This window comes from Bradyrhizobium nivariense (assembly GCF_029846695.2).
GTDB lineage: Bacteria > Pseudomonadota > Alphaproteobacteria > Rhizobiales > Xanthobacteraceae > Bradyrhizobium.
On record NZ_JARWCR020000056.1, the window covers coordinates 44209 to 61646 of the forward strand.

Below are 17438 nucleotides of genomic sequence, written 5' to 3' on the forward strand. Positions count from 1 at the left end.
CTCAACAGATTCTCGGCAATTGCTCGCCCGACAGCCAGTCGACGATCCGCTCGCCGCCGAAGCTCGTGGCCATCTGCACGAAATGATGATCGTCGGCCACGGCCTCGCCGATGTCGGCGGCGGCGCGGCCAAGCGGATGCGCCCGCATCGCGGCCAGCACTGCAGCAGCATTTTCGGGCGCCACGATCGCGACCAGCTTGCCCTCATTGGCGACATGGAGCGGATCGAGCCCGAGCAGCTCGCACGCTGCCGCGACGCCAGGCTTGACCGGGATCGCCTCCTCGCGAAGATGGAAGCCGAGGTCGGACTGCTGGGCGATCTCGTTCAGCGTGGCGGCAAGCCCGCCGCGGGTGGGATCGCGCATCAGGCGGATGCCGAGGCCGCCGGTTTCGACCATCTTCGCGACGAGATCGTTCAGCGCCGCCGAATCCGAGACGATCTCGGTCTCGAAGGCGAGATTCTGCCGCTTCGACATGATCGCCACGCCGTGATCGCCGAGCGTGCCCGAGATCAGGACGCGATCGCCGACGCGGGCATTCTCCGCCGAGAGATCGAGCCCGTGGGGCACGACCCCAACGCCGGCGGTCGAGATGAACAGGCCATCGGCCTTGCCGCGCTCGACCACCTTGGTGTCGCCGGTGACGATGTGAACGCCGGCGATGCGCGCAGCCTCGCCCATCGATTCCGCGATCATCTTGAGGTCGGCGAAGCGGAAGCCTTCCTCGATGATAAAGCTTGCAGAGAGGTAGAGCGGGCGTGCACCGGCCATGGCGATATCGTTGACGGTGCCGTGCACTGCAAGCGAGCCGATATTGCCGCCGGGGAAGAACAGCGGCGAGACCACATAGCCGTCGGTCGTCATCACCATGCGCCCGGCACCAACGTCGAATGCCGACTGGTCGTTGCCGCGCGCCAGCCATTCATTGCCGAACGCCTCGTGGAACAGACCCGAGATCAACTGCGCCATGGCCCGGCCGCCCGAGCCGTGGGACAGGTCGACGCAGCCGTTCCTGATGTCGAGCTTGCGCTGGTAGGCCTTCATGACACACGCCTTTGCTGGTGGTCGCGGAAGCGGCCATAGGTCCAGTGTGCGGCGCAGGCGCCTTCGGAGGAGACCATGCAGGAGCCCATGGGCGTCTCCGGCGTGCAGACGGTGCCGAACAGCTTGCAGTCGACCGGCTTCTTCACGCCGCGCAGGATGGCGCCGCATTCGCAGGCGGGATTGTCGTCGACGCGCAGCTCGTGCATGTCGAAGCGCACCTCGGCGTCGTATATGGCGTAAGCGCGCTTCAGCTTCAGCCCGCTATAGGGAACCTGTCCGAGCCCCCGCCATTCGAACTGATCGCGCAGCTCGAAGATGTCGGAGACCTCCTCCTTGGCGCGCAGATTGCCGTCGCGGTTCACCGCGCGGCTGTACTGGTTCTCGACCTCGTGCCTATCCTCGTTGACCTGCCGCACCAGCATCAGGATTGCCTGCATCATGTCGAGCGGCTCGAAGCCCGCGATCACCACGGGCCTGCCGAACTCCTCGGCAAAGAACTCGTAAGGGGCCGTGCCGATGATTGTCGAGACATGGGCCGGCCCGACGAAACCGTCGATCTCGACCCGGCCGATGTTGCGGATGTCGGGACTTTCCAGGATGTTCTGCATCGCCGGCGGCGTCAGCACGTGGTTGCAGAACACGGTGAAGTTTTCGAGCTGCTTCTTCTCCGCCAGCCGGATCATGACTGCAGTCGGCGGCGTCGTGGTCTCGAAGCCGATGGCGAAGAACACGACCTCGCGTCCGGGATTGTCCTCGGCGATCCGGATCGCGTCGATGGTGGAGTAGACCATGCGGATGTCGGCGCCGCGCGCCTTCGCCTTCAACAGCGATGCGCCCTGCGAGCCGGGAACGCGCATCAGGTCGCCATAGACGCACAGGATGACGTCCGGCCGCTCGGCGAGCCGGATCGCCATGTCGATGCGTCCGCCCGGCAGCACGCACACCGGACAGCCGGGGCCGTGGATCATCCGCACGTTCTTCGGCAGCATGTCCTCGAGGCCGTAACGCGAGATCGCGTGGGTATGGCCGCCGCAGAATTCCATGAAGCGATAGAGCATTTGCGGATCGGCTTCCGCGCGGATCGCTTTCGCAAGCCCGAGCGCGATCTCCTTGTCGCGAAACTCGTCGGCATATTTCATGACGCGGCTCTCTGCCCCTCGGCGCTAAGCTCGCGCAGCAGTTCGAGCGTCCGCATTGCCTCCTCCGGATCGATCTTCGTCAGGGCATAGCCGACATGGATGATCACATAGTCGCCGACGGCGAGATTCTCGATCAAGGCGACCGATATCTCCTTGCTGACGCCGTCGATCGAGACGATCGCCATCTCGTCGGGCAGGAGCCTCGTGACCTCAGCAGGTATCGCGAGACACATCAGGCGGTTCCTTCCAGGCCGTACTGTTCGAATTGGAGCGTGGCGATCCAGGCCTGGCCGAGGCTGAGACCGCCGTCATTGGGCGGCACTTGCCGCGGCAGCAGCGGCAAGAGACCGGCGGCGATACAGCCGCGCTCGATCTCGCAACTGAGGATCGCGTTGAGAAAGCAGCCGCCGCTCAGGGCGACGGTCGTGACGCCGGTCTCGCGCGCCGCACGGGCGATCCAGTCGACGCAGGCAGCGGCGAGCGTGCCATGGAACAGCCCGGCCCCCTCGACCGGATCGATGCCCTCGGCCGCAAGGCGCGCAAGCAACGGAAACAGGGACAGCACCCCATCCTCGATCGTCCAGCCGTCTTTCATGGAGCGCGGCGCGCGAACCCGCGCCTCCAGTTTCATCGCGGCTTCGCCCTCATAGCTCTGCACCTGGCAAAGACCGAGCAGCCCCGCCGCCGCGTCGAACAGCCGGCCGGCGCTGGTCGTCACCGGTACGCCCGGCTGGTCGAGCAAGGCATGGAGACGCGCAGCCTGCGGCTGCGCCGCAAACCGGGTCGCGATCGCGTTGCCGCGGGCCAGGTCATGCAATGCGCTTGCAGCCATGCGCCACGGCTCGCGCGCGGCGCGATCGCCGCCCGCCATCTTCATCGGCGCCAGATGGCCGAGCCGCCGGAACTGCGCGCGCTCGCACAGCAGGAGCTCGCCCCCCCAATTGCCGCCGTCGCTGCCCTGGCCGAAGCCGTCGAGCACCAGTGCCAACGCAGATCCCGCGAGGCCATGCTCCGCCATCACGGAGGCGGCATGGGCATGATGGTGCTGGACTGCGATCAGCCGCCGCCCGCTCGCTTCGGCGAAGCGGGTCGAGGCTATGTTCGGGTGCAGATCATGGGCGATAACCGCCGGCTCGACGTCCAGCGTCGACAGCAGGTGGCCAATGGTTTCCTCGAAGACACGGACGCCTTCGGCGGTGTCGAGGTCGCCGACGTGCTGGGAAACGAAGGCCTCGCTGCCGCGCGTGACCGTCACGGTCGACTTCAACGCGCCGCCGACCGCAAGGATCGGCGGCACCGGTCGCGCCAGCCGAACCGGCTCCGGCACGTAGCCGCGGGCACGGCGGCTGAACTGCGTCCGGCCGGCGACGACGGCCGCCACGGAATCGTCGGCGCGGGTGACGATGTCGCGATCATGGCTGACGATGAGGTCGGCGATGCCGGCAAGCCGCAGCTCGGCCTCGCGATTGTCGATCAGAAGCGGCTCGCCGCCGGGATTGGCGCTGGTGGCGACGATCGCCCAGCTCTCGCCGGCGAGCGGATGCGCCGCATCCAGCGCCTCGAAGATCAAATGAAGGAGCGGAGTGACCGGCAGCGCGATGCCGATCCGCGCCAGCTCCGGCGCGATCGCTGGCGAGAGCCGATGGCGCGATGTCATCAGCACGATCGGCCGCGGCGACGTCTCGAGCAAGGCGAGCTCGGCAGCATCGGCGTCGGCGATGCCGGCGACCGCGTCCACCGAGCCGACCATGACGGCAAACGGCTTCTGGTCGCGCTGCTTGCGCTGGCGCAGGCGCTGCACGGCCGCCTCGTCCCGGGCATCGCAGACGAGCTGATAACCGCCGAGCCCCTTGACTGCGACGATCTTGCCTGCGGCGATCGCGGCAGCGATGTCCTCGATACCGTGGCTGAGCCGCGGGCCGCATTGCGGGCAGGCGATCGCTTCAGCATGGAAGCGGCGGCTGTCGGGATCGGCATAGTCGCCCGCACAGGCCTTGCACATCGCAAAGCGCTTCATGGCCGTGGTCGCGCGGTCGTAAGGAAGCCGCTCGGCAATGGTATAGCGCGGACCGCAATGGGTGCAGTTGACGAAGGGGTAGCGATAGAACCGGCTGGCTGGATCGAACAGCTCGCTCAGGCATTTTGGACAGGTCGCGGCATCGGCGCCGATGCGTGTCGACACCCTGCCCTGGTCGCTCGCGCGGATATAAAACCCTTCGCTCGCCACCGCCCCGACCGGCTGCACCGAGATCTCGTCGATCCGGGCGAGCGGCGGCTTTTCCAGCGGCAGTGCCCTGACGAAGTCCGACGCGCGCTCGCCCTCGACCTCGATGACGACGCCATGGGAATCGTTGGCGACGAAGCCGTCGAGGCGGTAGCGCGTGGCGAGGCCGTAGACATAGGGGCGAAAGCCGACGCCCTGTACCGCGCCGCGCACGTGCAGGCGCAGCCGCCGTCCGTCCCGCGCCGTGGCCTCGCCGCCCATCGTCACTCCGCCGCCGTCATCGCGGCAGGCGTCGTCGCCGCCATCCGCTTGCGGATCCAGGCAAAGAACGCCGCAAAGCCTTCGCCGGTGCGCGCCGACACCGTCAGCACCTCGATCTTCGGGTTGACCCGGCGCGCATAGTCGATGGTCTTCGCCAGATCGAAATCGAGCACGGGCGCGAGATCGATCTTGTTGATCAGCATCAGCGACGAGGCTGCGAACATGTCGGGGTATTTCAGCGGCTTGTCCTCGCCCTCGGTGGTCGAGAACACCACGATCTTGCAGGCCTCGCCGAGATCGAACGCCGCCGGGCAAACCAGGTTGCCGACATTCTCGATGAAAAGCAGGCCGCCGTTCAGCCAGGGCAGCCGGTCATAGGCCTCGCCGACCATGGCGGCGTCGAGGTGACAGCCCTTGCCGGTATTGACCTGGATCGCCGGCACGCCGGTCGCGCGAATGCGCTCGGCATCGTTGGAGGTCTGCTGGTCGCCTTCGATCACGCCGATCGCAAAGCTTGCCTTCAGCTCGGACAGGGCGCGGACCAGCAGCGAGGTCTTGCCGGCGCCGGGGCTGGAGACCAGGTTGAAGGCGAGCACGCCGTCGGCCGCGAAGCGGGCGCGGTTGTCGGCCGCAAGCCGGTCGTTCTTGCCGAGGATGTCGCGCTCGACCTGGATGATGCGGTCGCTGCTCATGCCGGCGATCTTCTGGCCCGCGGGATTGGCGCCGCAGTCGAGCAGCCCGGCCTCATCGGGGGCGTGGTCGTGGGCACCACCGTGGTGATGGTGGTGACCGTGGTCGTGGCCATGACCGCGGTGATGATGATGGTGCTCGCCGTGCCCATGGCCATCGCCGTGATCATGATGATGACCATGCGCATCTTCGATCGATGCCTTGCCGTCGCTGCAGCCGCAGACCGTACACATCAGTCGACCTCCAATTCCCTTACGCGCATCTCTTCGCCGCCCGTCACCTGCAATTGGTAGCCGCCGCAGGACGGGCACGGCTCGTAACGCTGCCCGATCTCAACGGTTTTGGAACAGGCCATGCACCAAGCCGTGCCGGGCGTCTCGACGATCTCGAGCCGCGCGCCTTGCGCGATGGTCCGCGCGGCTACGGCCTCGAAGCAGAATTTCAGCGCCTCCGGCGCGACATGGCTCAGCGCACCGATCTCCAGACAGACGACGTTCATCTTGGTGAAAGCGCGCTTGCGCGCTTCCTCCTCGACGATACCGACGATGCCTTCGCACAGCGCCATCTCATGCATGGCCGGCCTCGCGAAATTGCAGGCTGAAGCCGACGCAGGGATCGAAGGAGCCGACCAGCGCGCGAACCGCGTCCTGTCCCTGCCGGCCGGTCGCGAGCGTCGCGCCCTTGAGGCTCCTGACCAGCGGTCCGCGGGCGTGAAAATTCCACTCGGTCGGTGCCAGGAACTCGAAGTTGACGACGCGATCCTCGTCGTCCAGTGCGACGGCGTGATGGAGGCGCCCGCGTGCGCATTCGACCGCGGCTGCCCCCTTGCCCGCGCCGAGCCGGTAGCTCGCGACGACGCCTTCATCGAGATCCGCATCGCCACGATCGAGCCAGGCGCAGAGCCGCGCGACCTCGGCAATCCGCGCCTTCAGACGCGCGGCGGAGCCCGCTTCCGCCGCCGAGACCGCTTCACGGCGTGCCCTGCGCGCCCAGACGCCGGTTTCCGGAATCCGGCCGCAGAGGTCCGGCGCATCGGAATAGGCCGCACCGTCCGCCAGCAGACGCGTGACGATGTCTAAATCGTCCGCCACCGTCAGGAAGGATGGATCGGCCTCGGGCTCTGACACCAGCTTGCCGTGGCATCCCGCGACGGAGGCGGCGAGCGGGCTGCCCGGCGCGAGCGTCTCGTCTTCTTCGCCGGCGATCCCCATCGCGCCGAGCGCGGCCTTGATCTGCACCACCGCGTCGCGATGCAAGGCCGGCGGGACGGCCTCGTCCGCGCCCCCAAGCAGCGCGCTTGCCTGCATTACGGCGCGCACCGCCAGAGCGTTTGTGCCGTCGAGCGCGAGCCGTCCGACGAACAGGCCGCGCAGCAGTTCGGTCAGCCGCTCGACGACGACTGCGGTGACGCGGCGCCGCACCGTTGCGGGAGCCGGCTCCCGTCCTTGCGCGGCTTCCACCGCCGACTGGAACGCCACGTGATGGGCGATCGAGCACAGCGAGAACAGACGCGGCAGCACCGGAAGCAGCGAAGCCGCGGGCTTTCCCGCAAACAGCCGCGTCAGCGGCGGCCGGTTGCGCGGCTTGATCGCGACGTCGGCGATCGTGGCGCCGGACAACAGCACCGTAATATCGATCTCGTTGCGAAACGAGAGACTCATCCATGCCGCTCCGTCAAGGCACGCTGCAGGAAGTTACGCCGATCGATCGGGCTTGTCGCGGGCTCGCGGCGGCGAACCGCCTCCTCGCTGTCCGCCGGCAGCATCAATTCGGCAAGCGCGGCTTCGGCCGTCGCTCGCGCGGCATCCATGTCGGCGAATTGGAACATCGGCGAGAACAGCGAGCAGCTCGCGATCCGGCCGATCCGGGCGACCTTGCTGAGGGTGAATTCGATATCGCCCGCGGGAAAACGCATTCGCGCGGTCGCGCCCGAGGTGGCTGGCGTCACCGCGCCCGCCGGCATCGCCACGTTCATGAACCACGACGTGACCATGATGCCGACGATCGTGCCGTTGAAGGGACGGAAACCGACCGCCTCGACGCCGAGCGCATCGTTGTAGATGGGTAGATCGCGCATCGCGCGCTCGCCGATCTCGCGGTAGCTTGCGGCCAGAAGCTCGCCCCACGCCGCGGCGTCGGCGTCGCCGGCAGGACCTGACGCACTCGCTGGTGCGCTGCCTGTCATGTTTCGATCGCCATGAACTTGGATTTTGGCGCGTCGCAATTCGGGCAGTGCCACTCCTCCGGCAGCGCCGCGAACGGCGTGCCCGGCGCGATCTGCGCTACCTCATCGCCATCCGCCGGATCGTAGACGGTCCAGCAGATGCCGCATTCCAGCCGCGTGACGTCGGCGACGTCCTGGCGCACGCCAATATTCTCGAAGGCGCTCATTTGAAGTAGGCCTCGATGATTTCCTGCAGCCGCTCGGCGGAATCCCCGAAATCCTCGTCCGCTGCCAGCGCAACCGTCGGCACGCCGCCGACTTCGAGCGTATCGAGAATGATAGTGTCCATGGCGTTGAAGAACTGCACCGACCAGACATTGCAGATGCCGGTGGAGAGCACCCGGCAGGTGCCGTAGCCGCGCGACACCAGCTGGATCGGTCCGTTCCGGATCGTGTCCTGCAGGAAGCTCATGTCGACCGGGCTCATCGGCAGCAGCGTGAAATTGATGATCTGCGAGCGAATGCCGGGCCGCCAGGCCTGTGCCCACTCGCGGATTTCGGCGAGCACCGGCAGCACGTTCATGGCGCCCTCCGGCACCTGCCCGATCTCGAAATCGGCGGAGGTCAGGTCGGCAGCCGCACGCTTGACAATCTCGGGAACCGCGCCAATCTCGAGATATTCGGAAGTGGCGTCGGTCTCGAGCCGCACACGCCAAATTCCCGCCAGCACCGATTCCTGGATCTGCGCCAGCGATCCGTCCGGCAGCGCGACGACGCCGGCGACCTCGCCTTCGCCGAGCACGTCGGCCACCAGCTTGCTCTCGAGATCGTTGAGATTGGCCAGCCGAAACAGTCTTGTCGGCGCGTTCGCCTTTTGATTCGCGATGGCATCCGCGATCCTCGAGAGCAGCGCGACCGCGTTCGGGCAGCTCTTTGCAAGCTCCGCACTGTCGAGCGTTGCAAGCTTTGCGAGCGCGCCGGCCGCCGTCAGGCTGCCCTTCGCTGCATTGAGACTCTCGTCGCCGATCGGAAACACGTTGACTGGTTGCTCGGCGCCTTCGGGCGCATCCCAGAAGCCGGCCTTCATAGCCCGACCTCTTGTGCGCGATGCTGGGGAACGATGGTGACGGCGACTGCGGCGCCTTGCCCGCGCGGCCGGTCGATCAGCTTGGTGATGCGGTCGGCATAGACCGACCAGTCCTGGATCTTGGCGATCAACCCCAGCGTCTTGCCGTTGGCGACGAAGATCAGCGTCGGCTGCACCCGCACCTCGAAGCGCTCGCCGAGCGCACGCTCAGCGTCGCGTGCGATGATCGCGCCGCGCAGCCGATTGCCGAACGCTGCGATAAGCTCGGGCAGCACCACGGCGACATCGATTGCCTCCGGAAAGCGGTTGGGATCGCCCGCCGACAGCAGCACCGCGACCGCACCGGCCTCATCCGCTCCGCCAAGAAAATGATCGACCGTCGCAGCATCGACCTCGGGCAGACCACTCCGCGCCAGATCATGCTTTCCCACCCGGAATTCCATCGAACCTCTCCTAGCAAGCTTGTGTTTTTGGCGAACTAGAGGTCAGCAAGCCACGTGCCAGGATCGGTTATCACATGTTCGGATTTATCTCATTGATCCAGATCATGTATTTCTTGGCGCCGAGTGTAAGCCAAGCTTCAATGGAAAGATACTTGCCATATCTGGTGAGAGCTGTCTTTGCAGGTAGAAATCGACCTTCCAGGCGCACAGCGGCCGCCGAGGCCGGCCGGTCACTGATGTAGTCAACGCATCAAACGGGAGAAGCAGAGGCGATCCTAGTCGGACCGCAGGTGCTCGGGTAGTTGCGGCTCGCGGTCGATGAGGTCGGCGAAGAAGCGGTCGCAATCCTCGCCGTCGAGCGCCGCGCTGAGGCCTTCGATCGCATTCGCGATCAGGCGTGCCTCGTCCTCGTCCAGCAGCCGGATCGCGGTGTCGATATAGACCAGCACCTTGGCGCCGACCGCAGGATTCGAGAGCAGCAGCACAGAGACGGGGCGCTGCTCGCCGCGATACGCGCACAGCGCCGAGATCCCGTCGGTCTCGACAATCGTCATGGGCAGGCCGAGGCACATGGGCAAGTCTCCGGCAGTGTGGCCGATCAGGCCGGCCGCGTCTCGTAATGGAGATGATCGATGTCATTGGCGAGCAGCCGCTCGATATCTGCCAATGGCTCGGCGCGTTGGCTCACCGTGAGGCCCCATTCGGCCAGGATGGCGCAAGCGAGATTGATCGCCGGCGCGATCTGGTCGCGCACCGGCGGCGTCAGCGGCCCGCCCCAGTCTTCGAGATCGAGCGGCTGGCAGCCGATCAGCACCAGATGTTTCGGGCAGCGGCCGAGCAGGTCGGCCGCGCTGATGACTTCCTGGAAGCCGGTCTGGTGCAGGCTCATCTTCTTGGCGCCGGTGAAACGCGGCACCTCGTCGTCACGCACAAGCTTCAACTGGCCGGGCTCGAGGCCATAGTCGATCGCGTCGAACACGATCAGGCGGTCCGCCTCTTCCAGATAGTTGACAAGATAGAGCCCCTGCGTGCCGCCATCGAGAATGGTGACATTGTCGGGTACGGCGTAGCGGCGGTGGAATTCCTCGACCGCCCGGACGCCGAACCCTTCGTCGGCCCACAGGATATTGCCGATGCCGAGCACCAGGATGCGATCGTCTTGCGAGAATGTCGGCTTCACTTGGCGTTCCCGTTTCAGTCGCGGAATTGCCGTTCGCCCGAGATCATCGAGGAGATGATGCTCTGGCGCGACATGATGTCTTCGCGGATCGCGGTGTAGATGTGCACCATCACGAACACGACCAGCGCCCACATGCCGAGATGATGCCAGGTGTGGACGTCCTGGCTGTTCGGCCAGATCGCAAACACCCAGCCGAACTGCTTATGCTGCCAGCTATCGATGCCGGTGCCCTCCGAATAGAGCGCAAACCCGGTGATGATCATGAAGGCCACGAACAGCGTGAATCCCGTGAACATCGCAATCTGCGCCAGAGGATTATGGCCGACATACATCTTGGGCTCGCGCTCCAGGAACGCGTACCAGCGGATTTCGTGCAGCACTTCCGTCCAGAACCGCTTGCGGTGAAACGGGATGTAGAAGATCTGCCGAGAGTGGTGGTTGCCGACGAAAGCCCACAGGATGCGCGTGAGGAAGAATACCGCAAGCACCTGCCCCGCGGCGAAATGGGCGAAGCGGATGTAGCCCATCACGAAATTGTCGGACGCCTCGCCCGCGACCGTCGGCAACGGCGTTCCGATCAGATAGCCGGTCACCATAAGCACGATAATCGAGAACGCGTTCACCCAGTGACAGATCCGTACCGGCGCTTCGTAGACATAGACGCTGGGACGACCCACCGCACGTTCTCCAGAAGCATAGGCTCCGATCGCCGCGAGGTCGGGCCTGGCGTCCGAGGCAGGAGCAACTGCATCCATCATGATCCTCTCCTACCTGACCTTGACCTTGGCGAGCTCCTGGCCGTCCGGGCTCATGACGTGCGTCGAACAGGCCAGGCACGGATCGAAGGAATGGATGGTGCGCAGGATCTCCAGCGGCTGCTCGGGATTGACCATCGGCGTGTTCATCAGCGACGCCTCGAAGGCGCCAATATTTCCCTTGGGGTCGCGCGGCGAGCCGTTCCAAGTCGTCGGCACCACGCACTGGTAGTTGTCGATCTTGGTGTCCTTGATCTTGACCCAGTGCGCGAGCGCGCCGCGCGGCGCCTCGGTGAAGCCGACTCCCTTGGCCTCCTTCGGCCAGCTCTCCGGCTTCCACTTGTCGACATTGGCGGTCGAGCTGTCGCCGGCCTTGATGTTGGCGACGAGCTTGTCCTGGAAGTAGCGCATCTGGCGTCCGGCCCAGACGGATTCGAGCGCACGCGCCGCCGTGCGGCCGAGCGTCGAGAACAGCGCCGACATCGGCAGGTTCAGATCCCGAAGGAACTTGTCGACGGGATCCTTGAACTCCGCCTTGTTCTGCGCGTAGCCGACGACCCAGCGCGCCAGCGGGCCGACCTCCATGGCGTGACCGCGCCAGCGCGGCGCCTTGATCCAGGAGTACTTGCCGCCTTCGTCGAGCTGCTCGATCGCCGTCTTGGTGCCCTTCGCGTTGGGTCCCAGCACGTAATTCGGCTCGGTGACGCCGTCCCAGGGATGAAGTCCCTTGGTCTCGTCGGGATATTTGTACCAGGAGTGCACCACGAACTCCTGGATCTCGTCGGGATTGGCGTGGTCGACCGGAAGCACCTCGGACAGGTTGCCGTTGATAATGGCGCCGCGCGGCAGCTTCAGGCTCTTGGCGGAATAGTCGTTGGCATGTTCTGGCACATCGCCATACGAGAGCACGCTCTGGCTCGAAAGGCCGCCGCCATAGAGCCAATCCTTGTAGAATGAGCCGATCGCAGCCACGTCGGGGAGATAGACCATTTCGTTGAACTCGATCAGACGGTCGATGATCGAGGAGATCAGGTTCAGCCGTTCCATGTTGATGGCGCCGACAGCGCCGGTGCCGTCGACATTGATCGGACAGGGCACGCCGCCGACCAGCCAGTTAGGATGCGGGTTCTTGCCGCCGAAGATGGTGTGAATCTTGACGATCTCCTTCTGGAAATCGAGCGCCTCCAGATAATGCGCCACCGCCATCAGATTGGCTTCGGGCGGCAGCCTGTAGGCCTTGCTGCCCCAATAGCCATTCTTGAACGGACCGAGCTGCCCGGACTCGACGAACTTCTTCAGCCGGGTCTGCAGATCCTTGAAGTAGCCGGGCGACGACAGCGGCCAGCTCGAGATCGACTGCGCTAGCGTCGAGGTCGCCCGCGGATCGGCCGAAAGCGCGGAAACGACGTCGACCCAGTCCAGCGCGTGAAGGTGATAAAAATGGACGACGTGGTCGTGCACCTGCAGGGCAAGCTGCATCAGGTTGCGGATCGAATTAGCGTTCGGCGGGATGGTGATCCCGAGCGCGTTCTCGACCGCGCGCACCGAGGTCAGCGCGTGCGTGCCGGTGCAGACGCCGCAGATCCGTTCGGTGAACGCCCAGGCGTCGCGCGGATCGCGGTTCTTCAGTATCACCTCGATGCCGCGCCACATCGTGCCAGTGGAGACCGCGTTGCGGATGACGTTGTCGGCGTCGACATTGACTTCGACCCGCATGTGACCTTCGATACGTGTCACGGGGTCCACGACGATGCGCTTGCCGGAATTGTCGAGATTGAAGCCGTTGGGAGTCTGGATACCCATGATTGTCCTGCCCTGCTGTGTCTTTTCGATCAGCTATTGTGGTCGGCGTCATCGCGCTTGGTCGCGAGCCGCTTGACAGCGGTCACAACCGCATGCACAGCCACCGCGGCGCCGACGGCGCCGGCCGCCACCATGCCGATCTGATCGGCGTTCTTCTCGATGCCGAACTGCTTAATGTTGGTGAGACGGTCGTAGAACGAGCCCTTGTCCCAGAAGCCGTCCTCCGAGCAGCCGATACAGCCGTGACCCGACTGGATCGGGAAGGACACGCCGCCGTTCCAGCGCACGGTCGAGCAGGCGTTGTAGGTGGTCGGCCCCTTGCAGCCCATCTTGTAGAGGCAATAGCCCTTGCGCGCGGCCTCGTCGTCCCACTCCTCGACGAACTGCCCCGCGTCGAAATGCGGGCGCCGGTAGCACTTGTCATGAATGCGCTGCGAGTAGAACATCTTCGGTCGGCCCTGGCGATCGAGCTCGGGCAGCTTGCCGAAGGTGGTGATGAAGGTGACGACGCCGGTCATCACCTCGGCGATCGGGGGGCATCCCGGCACCTTGATGATGGGCTTGTTGGTGATCACCTTGTCGATCGGAGTTGCCTGTGTCGGATTGGGCTTTGCCGCCTGCACGCAGCCCCAGGAGGCGCAGGCGCCCCAGGCAATGATTGCCATCGCGTCCTCGGCCATCATCTTCAGCTTCTCGACGAACGGCTTGCCGCCGTCGATGCAGAACATCCCGCCTTCGTTCAGCGGCGGATTGCCTTCCACCGCGAGGATATACTGGCCTTTGTGCTTGGCGCGGGTCTCCTCGAGGATGGCTTCGGCCTGGTGGCCCGCAGCCGCCATGATGGTGTCGTCGTAGTCGAGCGAGATCATCGACAGCACCGCATCCTTGACCAGCGGATGCGCGGAGCGGATGAAGCTCTCCGAACAGCAGGTGCATTCGAGGCCGTGCATCCAGATCACGGGCACGCGCGGCTTAGTCTCGAGCGCGTTCGCGATGCGGCTCGCCGCCAGCGGTCCGAGGCCGAGGCTCGTCGCCGTCAGGCTGCAGAATTTATGAAAGCTCCGACGCGTGATGCCTTGCCGCCTGATCACGCTGTAAAACGTTTCCGTCGCCGCGCCCATGAATCCTCCCGCCTTCGGCTTTGACTTTTCGATGACACAAACGGTAGCAAAAAGCAGGCCAACAGCCTGGAGAGATTCAAAAGTGGAGAGATTCCATGACGTTGCGAATTTGAACCACTTTCATGGACGGTACGCGAGGACGCTGCCAACACGAGAAGCGGAAACAATTCGATTTGCAGCCGGCAACGAAGTTTCCGGTCCATGCGCGGTGCACGCCATGCAGGGATCGAACGAGCGCACGATGTGCTGGATCGCAACCGCACGCGGGCCGGCGTCGCCGACATCAGTGCCGACCAGCGCCTGCTCCAGCGGGCCGCCGACCTCGAAGGAATCGCGCGGCGAGAAATTCCAGGTGGTCGGCGCGATGATCTGGTAGCGCTCGATCTTGCCGTCGCGCACCGCCATCCAGTGCCCGAGACTGCCGCGGGCGGCCTCGACAACCCGACATAGCTTCCGTCGGGGAGCTCGCGCGATTTGTCGCAGAACGGCTCCGACAGCCGCAGCGCGCGCGTCACTGCTCCATGGCAAGCGCGATGCGCGCGGTCTCGATCAGCCGCGCGATCACGCGGCTGCGCACGTTGGTGCCGTCCCGCGCGACCGGATCCGTGATCAGTGCCTGGCCCGCCACCGTCTGGCGCGCGATCGCACCGACCTCCATCGGCTGGCCCGACAGCCGCGGCGCCTTGCACCAACTATAGGCCGCCGGCTTGTCGGGATCTGGGACTGTGCTGCCATGGGCGGGATCCGCAAAAGGAATTCCGCATCAGGCATGCGAGACGTCCTCGGTGATCTGCGTCAGCGGCAGCGGTTCGACGATTGCGCGCTGGCTGAACAGGCCGCGCGGAAACAACTCGCCATCGGCACCATGATAGGCGCCGTAGCTCATCATCGGCCCCGTGCCCCGACCGAGCCCGGTCAATGCCAGACTGTCCGCAAGCCGCAGGAAATGCGCGAAGTCGCCGCGGCCATCGCGCCAGCCGTCCAGCTCGTCGGCGGTTGCGATCGCCAGCACGTTCTCCAGCGAATCCGCGAAGACGATACGCTCGAGGAAACCTCGAAACGCCGTCGTGATCGACAAGAGCCGGATCCGCTCGCCGAGATCGATGGCGCGCGTGGTGCCGCCGGGCTGGAAGGCCAGGCTGTGGGGCCATTTTCCGGCAATGATCCCATGGTCTCGAGCAGCCGCGCCCGCGCCGGCAAGGCACCGCGCTGCCGCGGGTGGCGGCAAAGCGCTCGCGCGCCTCCTCGTGCCAGCCATGGGCGGCATAGGCCTCGCGGGCAAAGTCCGGCATAAAGAAGATGTAGAAACGGGTCAGATGGTCGGCCGCGTTCTCCGCGGCATGGGGGATGTTGGTGGCGAGCTACCCGTTGGGCGCCGCCTCGATCGACATGGAGGCGCGCAGGGCGGCCGCAGCCGCGACCGATTACGAGACCGAACAGATGCCGCGGATCCGCGGTGCCAGCGCCAGCGCATCGAGCGGCGGCCGACCTTCCAGGATCTGCTTGAAACCTCGGTAGAGCGGCGCCGTCACCTCGGCGCGCATGACGCGGCCACTCTCGACATCGAGGCGGACTTCTAGATCGCCCTCGACGCGGTTGAATGGGCCGATCGTGATCCGCGTCATGGCTTGCCCTTCGTCGTCGCGCGACCCGGCGGCACTACCACATGGTCGGCGGTCGCGTTAAGCCGCACGCGGCGCGGCGTCGCGGACTTCGACAACGCGGCGAGCGCGACGAACCACGCCTTCGGCACGTCAGTCGGAAGCCCGACCGGAATGCCCGCGAGCTTGGCGGTCTCCAGAAAGTTCTGCGCCCCTTCGAAGCCCGGCGACGTGCAGGCGATGCAGGCATAGCCGGCCTTGGTGCAGGAGCTGCCGCCGTTCCAGGAGCGCAAGTTGCAGTCGCCGACCGCCTGCGTCGCCTTGCAGCCCAGATGCTCCATCAGGCAGCCGCGATCCGACATGGTCTCGGCGCTGGCCTTGCACTCGTAGAACTCGTTGCGCGAGCAGCCGTGATGGGCAAGGTGATTGGCGAGGAATTTGGGCCGCCCGTAGGAATCGAGGTCGGTGGCGGCAAGGTCCTTGGTGGTCAGTGCCAGGATGGTTTCCATCATCCAGCCCGGATGCGGCGCGCAACCCGCGACGTTGACACATCAACATCGCGACTGAGCTGCTTCCTCGAGCACCAGACGGATCACAGCGTAGGAAAGCGCTCGCACCGGCCTTGCAGATCCAAATGGTCCGTAATTATCGGACAATCGGCGTGATGAAATTCGTCGAAAGGAGCGCTCGAACGCGGAATTTAAGCGTCAAAGCGGGACGCGTTGCATTTATCAATATCGACATCTCGTTACTGTACAGCATCGAACGCAACACACGAGCCGATTGTTGCGTAGTCCCAATTAGCGGCGCTCGCTGCCTCCTGCCAAGCTTGGTATACGTCTGCGAAAATTTACTCACCAATAGGTCTCTGTTCAATTGGGAGTTCGCCTTGGGACGTTTCTACTTTCACCTACGTGCCGGCGACGAGATTACGCTCGATGAGGAAGGAACGGAGCTACCAGATTTATCTGCGGCTGAGGGTGAGGCCGTATTAGCCGCGCGCGAGCTTCTAGCCGAAGCGATCAAGAGCGGTACGCCAGACGTGTCGGAGGTTTTGGTCATCGCAGATGAACTGGGGCGACCGCTCAGTACCGTACCCCTCGCAACCGTTCTGCCGAGGCTCTTAAAGAAGTAGGGTGCCTCAGTTCGTGATCTGAGCATCATCCCGACGGTATTGCCGGTCCCGAGCATCCTTATTGCAGATTTATCGGCTTGCCATACGGCAGCGCCGCTATCCAAACTGCTGGATGGTGGTCCGACCGGCAGCAGCGTCACTCGAGCGAGCGCTGGATCGCGCGCAGGCCTATTTCTTCAGGCGAACGCCCCTTCAATCTCCGATTCGTGATGGCCCGTTTCGCTTCTAGGTACCTCCGCACGACGCGTGGAAGCAGGTTTAAGGTCGCACGATCAGCCTTGTATCTTGTCTATCCGCCCCGCATTCCCGCGGACACGGCTGCGCAATCAACGACGTGTAGGCGTCTCGCACCCTTTCACGGGCGCCGGATTAGCCAGGGCTGAAGATCAAATAGAGCAGGATCGCGGCTACGACGACTGTCCAGCCGATCGACGTGGCGAGAGCCCATACTTGCGGCGGCATCGGACGGCCTCTCCCGATGAAGCTAACGAAGAGATCGCTGGCGCTAGACAGCGATCTCTTGGACCCGCCTCAAAGAGTCTTCGAGATGAAAGCCCTTACCCAGGGTCCACCACTATCAAACGCCGGACTCGCCACCCTGTGAAGTCAAAAACGATTCAGAGGCCAATGGAATAATCGTGACGTTGCGAGCGCGACACACCTAGTAAGAGAGCCGGTCCCGGAAATCTGCACAGGACGCTAAGTGGAGTTTCTGCCTGACGGCGGGCACGATAGGCCCCGCGAATCAGGAGAGACCATGAGCAGACGACCCCGCCGGAACCACTCACCGGCC

General features: G+C 64.8%; 17 protein-coding genes and 2 pseudogenes. 1 reads left to right on the forward strand and 18 read right to left on the reverse strand.

The window, feature by feature from the left end; all coding sequences use genetic code 11:
• Position 1 precedes the first annotated feature (1 nt).
• The 18 genes and pseudogenes from hypE to QCM77_RS33310 form a co-directional block, all read right to left on the reverse strand.
• Complete coding sequence (gene hypE, locus QCM77_RS33225) at positions 2-1042, reverse strand: hydrogenase expression/formation protein HypE (RefSeq protein WP_279686299.1); 1041 nt, start codon at positions 1040-1042, stop codon at positions 2-4.
• Entirely contained in the window at positions 1039-2181 is a 1143-nt protein-coding gene (gene hypD, locus QCM77_RS33230; RefSeq protein ID WP_279686300.1) for a hydrogenase formation protein HypD, read from the reverse strand. The genes hypE and hypD overlap by 4 nt, the downstream gene beginning before the upstream one ends.
• Positions 2178-2414: a HypC/HybG/HupF family hydrogenase formation chaperone gene (locus tag QCM77_RS33235; RefSeq protein WP_279686301.1), complete on the reverse strand. Its 237-nt coding sequence runs from the start codon at positions 2412-2414 to the stop codon at positions 2178-2180. Before QCM77_RS33235 ends, hypD begins: the two co-directional genes overlap by 4 nt.
• Positions 2414-4666 carry a carbamoyltransferase HypF gene (gene hypF, locus QCM77_RS33240; protein WP_279686302.1) on the reverse strand — a complete coding sequence of 751 codons (2253 nt, stop codon included), beginning with the start codon at positions 4664-4666 and terminating at the stop codon, positions 2414-2416. The genes QCM77_RS33235 and hypF overlap by 1 nt, the downstream gene beginning before the upstream one ends.
• 2 nt (positions 4667-4668) lie before the next feature.
• The gene (gene hypB / locus QCM77_RS33245; RefSeq protein WP_279686303.1) at positions 4669-5589 is read right to left on the reverse strand and encodes a hydrogenase nickel incorporation protein HypB; all 921 of its coding nucleotides are present in this window, start codon (positions 5587-5589) and stop codon (positions 4669-4671) included.
• Positions 5589-5930 carry a hydrogenase maturation nickel metallochaperone HypA gene (gene hypA, locus QCM77_RS33250; protein WP_279686304.1) on the reverse strand — a complete coding sequence of 114 codons (342 nt, stop codon included), beginning with the start codon at positions 5928-5930 and terminating at the stop codon, positions 5589-5591. The genes hypB and hypA overlap by 1 nt, the downstream gene beginning before the upstream one ends.
• Entirely contained in the window at positions 5923-7017 is a 1095-nt protein-coding gene (locus QCM77_RS33255; protein WP_279686305.1) for a nickel-dependent hydrogenase large subunit, read from the reverse strand. The genes hypA and QCM77_RS33255 overlap by 8 nt, the downstream gene beginning before the upstream one ends.
• Positions 7014-7541 (reverse strand): [NiFe]-hydrogenase assembly chaperone HybE, encoded by a 528-nt coding sequence (hybE, locus tag QCM77_RS33260; protein WP_279686306.1) that lies wholly within the window; start codon positions 7539-7541, stop codon positions 7014-7016. Before hybE ends, QCM77_RS33255 begins: the two co-directional genes overlap by 4 nt.
• On the reverse strand, positions 7538-7747 hold the full coding sequence (locus tag QCM77_RS33265; RefSeq protein WP_148756122.1) for a rubredoxin: 210 nt from the start codon (positions 7745-7747) through the stop codon (positions 7538-7540). Before QCM77_RS33265 ends, hybE begins: the two co-directional genes overlap by 4 nt.
• Positions 7744-8607 (reverse strand): hydrogenase expression/formation protein, encoded by an 864-nt coding sequence (locus QCM77_RS33270; protein WP_279686307.1) that lies wholly within the window; start codon positions 8605-8607, stop codon positions 7744-7746. Before QCM77_RS33270 ends, QCM77_RS33265 begins: the two co-directional genes overlap by 4 nt.
• The gene (locus tag QCM77_RS33275; RefSeq protein WP_279686308.1) at positions 8604-9050 is read right to left on the reverse strand and encodes a thioredoxin domain-containing protein; all 447 of its coding nucleotides are present in this window, start codon (positions 9048-9050) and stop codon (positions 8604-8606) included. Before QCM77_RS33275 ends, QCM77_RS33270 begins: the two co-directional genes overlap by 4 nt.
• Positions 9051-9325: 275 nt before the next feature.
• On the reverse strand, positions 9326-9622 hold the full coding sequence (locus tag QCM77_RS33280) for a HypC/HybG/HupF family hydrogenase formation chaperone (RefSeq protein ID WP_279686309.1): 297 nt from the start codon (positions 9620-9622) through the stop codon (positions 9326-9328).
• Between the two features lie 26 nt (positions 9623-9648).
• Positions 9649-10230 (reverse strand): hydrogenase maturation protease HybD family protein, encoded by a 582-nt coding sequence (locus QCM77_RS33285; protein WP_148744601.1) that lies wholly within the window; start codon positions 10228-10230, stop codon positions 9649-9651.
• A gap of 14 nt (positions 10231-10244) precedes the next feature.
• A complete protein-coding gene (gene cybH / locus QCM77_RS33290) occupies positions 10245-10985 on the reverse strand; it encodes a Ni/Fe-hydrogenase, b-type cytochrome subunit (RefSeq protein WP_462804363.1) in 741 nt (246 codons plus the stop codon).
• Between the two features lie 12 nt (positions 10986-10997).
• Positions 10998-12788: a nickel-dependent hydrogenase large subunit gene (locus QCM77_RS33295; protein WP_279686311.1), complete on the reverse strand. Its 1791-nt coding sequence runs from the start codon at positions 12786-12788 to the stop codon at positions 10998-11000.
• A 29-nt stretch (positions 12789-12817) separates the two neighbouring features.
• Positions 12818-13909 (reverse strand): hydrogenase small subunit, encoded by a 1092-nt coding sequence (locus QCM77_RS33300; protein ID WP_279686312.1) that lies wholly within the window; start codon positions 13907-13909, stop codon positions 12818-12820.
• Positions 13910-14110: 201 nt separating this feature from the next.
• Positions 14111-15534, reverse strand: a pseudogene (locus QCM77_RS33305) (nickel-dependent hydrogenase large subunit); the annotation flags it as partial.
• Positions 15531-16058: pseudogene (locus tag QCM77_RS33310) on the reverse strand (NADH-quinone oxidoreductase subunit B family protein); the annotation flags it as partial. The pseudogenes QCM77_RS33310 and QCM77_RS33305, both read right to left, overlap by 4 nt.
• Before the next feature lie 341 nt (positions 16059-16399).
• On the opposite strand from QCM77_RS33310, the gene QCM77_RS33315 reads away from it, so the two are divergent.
• Entirely contained in the window at positions 16400-16645 is a 246-nt protein-coding gene (locus QCM77_RS33315; RefSeq protein WP_279686313.1) for a DUF6894 family protein, read from the forward strand.
• Positions 16646-17438 lie beyond the last annotated feature (793 nt).

What these genes read in the sequence shown, in the direction of transcription:
- hypE (WP_279686299.1), bottom strand. Translation starts at nt 1,042, where the DNA reads ATGAAGGCCTACCAGCGCAAGCTCGACATCAGGAACGGCTGCGTCGAC.
- hypD (WP_279686300.1), bottom strand. Translation starts at nt 2,181, where the DNA reads ATGAAATATGCCGACGAGTTTCGCGACAAGGAGATCGCGCTCGGGCTT.
- QCM77_RS33235 (WP_279686301.1), bottom strand. Translation starts at nt 2,414, where the DNA reads ATGTGTCTCGCGATACCTGCTGAGGTCACGAGGCTCCTGCCCGACGAG.
- hypF (WP_279686302.1), bottom strand. Translation starts at nt 4,666, where the DNA reads ATGGGCGGCGAGGCCACGGCGCGGGACGGACGGCGGCTGCGCCTGCAC.
- hypB (WP_279686303.1), bottom strand. Translation starts at nt 5,589, where the DNA reads ATGTGTACGGTCTGCGGCTGCAGCGACGGCAAGGCATCGATCGAAGAT.
- hypA (WP_279686304.1), bottom strand. Translation starts at nt 5,930, where the DNA reads ATGCATGAGATGGCGCTGTGCGAAGGCATCGTCGGTATCGTCGAGGAG.
- QCM77_RS33255 (WP_279686305.1), bottom strand. Translation starts at nt 7,017, where the DNA reads ATGAGTCTCTCGTTTCGCAACGAGATCGATATTACGGTGCTGTTGTCC.
- hybE (WP_279686306.1), bottom strand. Translation starts at nt 7,541, where the DNA reads ATGACAGGCAGCGCACCAGCGAGTGCGTCAGGTCCTGCCGGCGACGCC.
- QCM77_RS33265 (WP_148756122.1), bottom strand. Translation starts at nt 7,747, where the DNA reads ATGAGCGCCTTCGAGAATATTGGCGTGCGCCAGGACGTCGCCGACGTC.
- QCM77_RS33270 (WP_279686307.1), bottom strand. Translation starts at nt 8,607, where the DNA reads ATGAAGGCCGGCTTCTGGGATGCGCCCGAAGGCGCCGAGCAACCAGTC.
- QCM77_RS33275 (WP_279686308.1), bottom strand. Translation starts at nt 9,050, where the DNA reads ATGGAATTCCGGGTGGGAAAGCATGATCTGGCGCGGAGTGGTCTGCCC.
- QCM77_RS33280 (WP_279686309.1), bottom strand. Translation starts at nt 9,622, where the DNA reads ATGTGCCTCGGCCTGCCCATGACGATTGTCGAGACCGACGGGATCTCG.
- cybH (WP_462804363.1), bottom strand. Translation starts at nt 10,985, where the DNA reads ATGGATGCAGTTGCTCCTGCCTCGGACGCCAGGCCCGACCTCGCGGCG.
- QCM77_RS33295 (WP_279686311.1), bottom strand. Translation starts at nt 12,788, where the DNA reads ATGGGTATCCAGACTCCCAACGGCTTCAATCTCGACAATTCCGGCAAG.
- QCM77_RS33300 (WP_279686312.1), bottom strand. Translation starts at nt 13,909, where the DNA reads ATGGGCGCGGCGACGGAAACGTTTTACAGCGTGATCAGGCGGCAAGGC.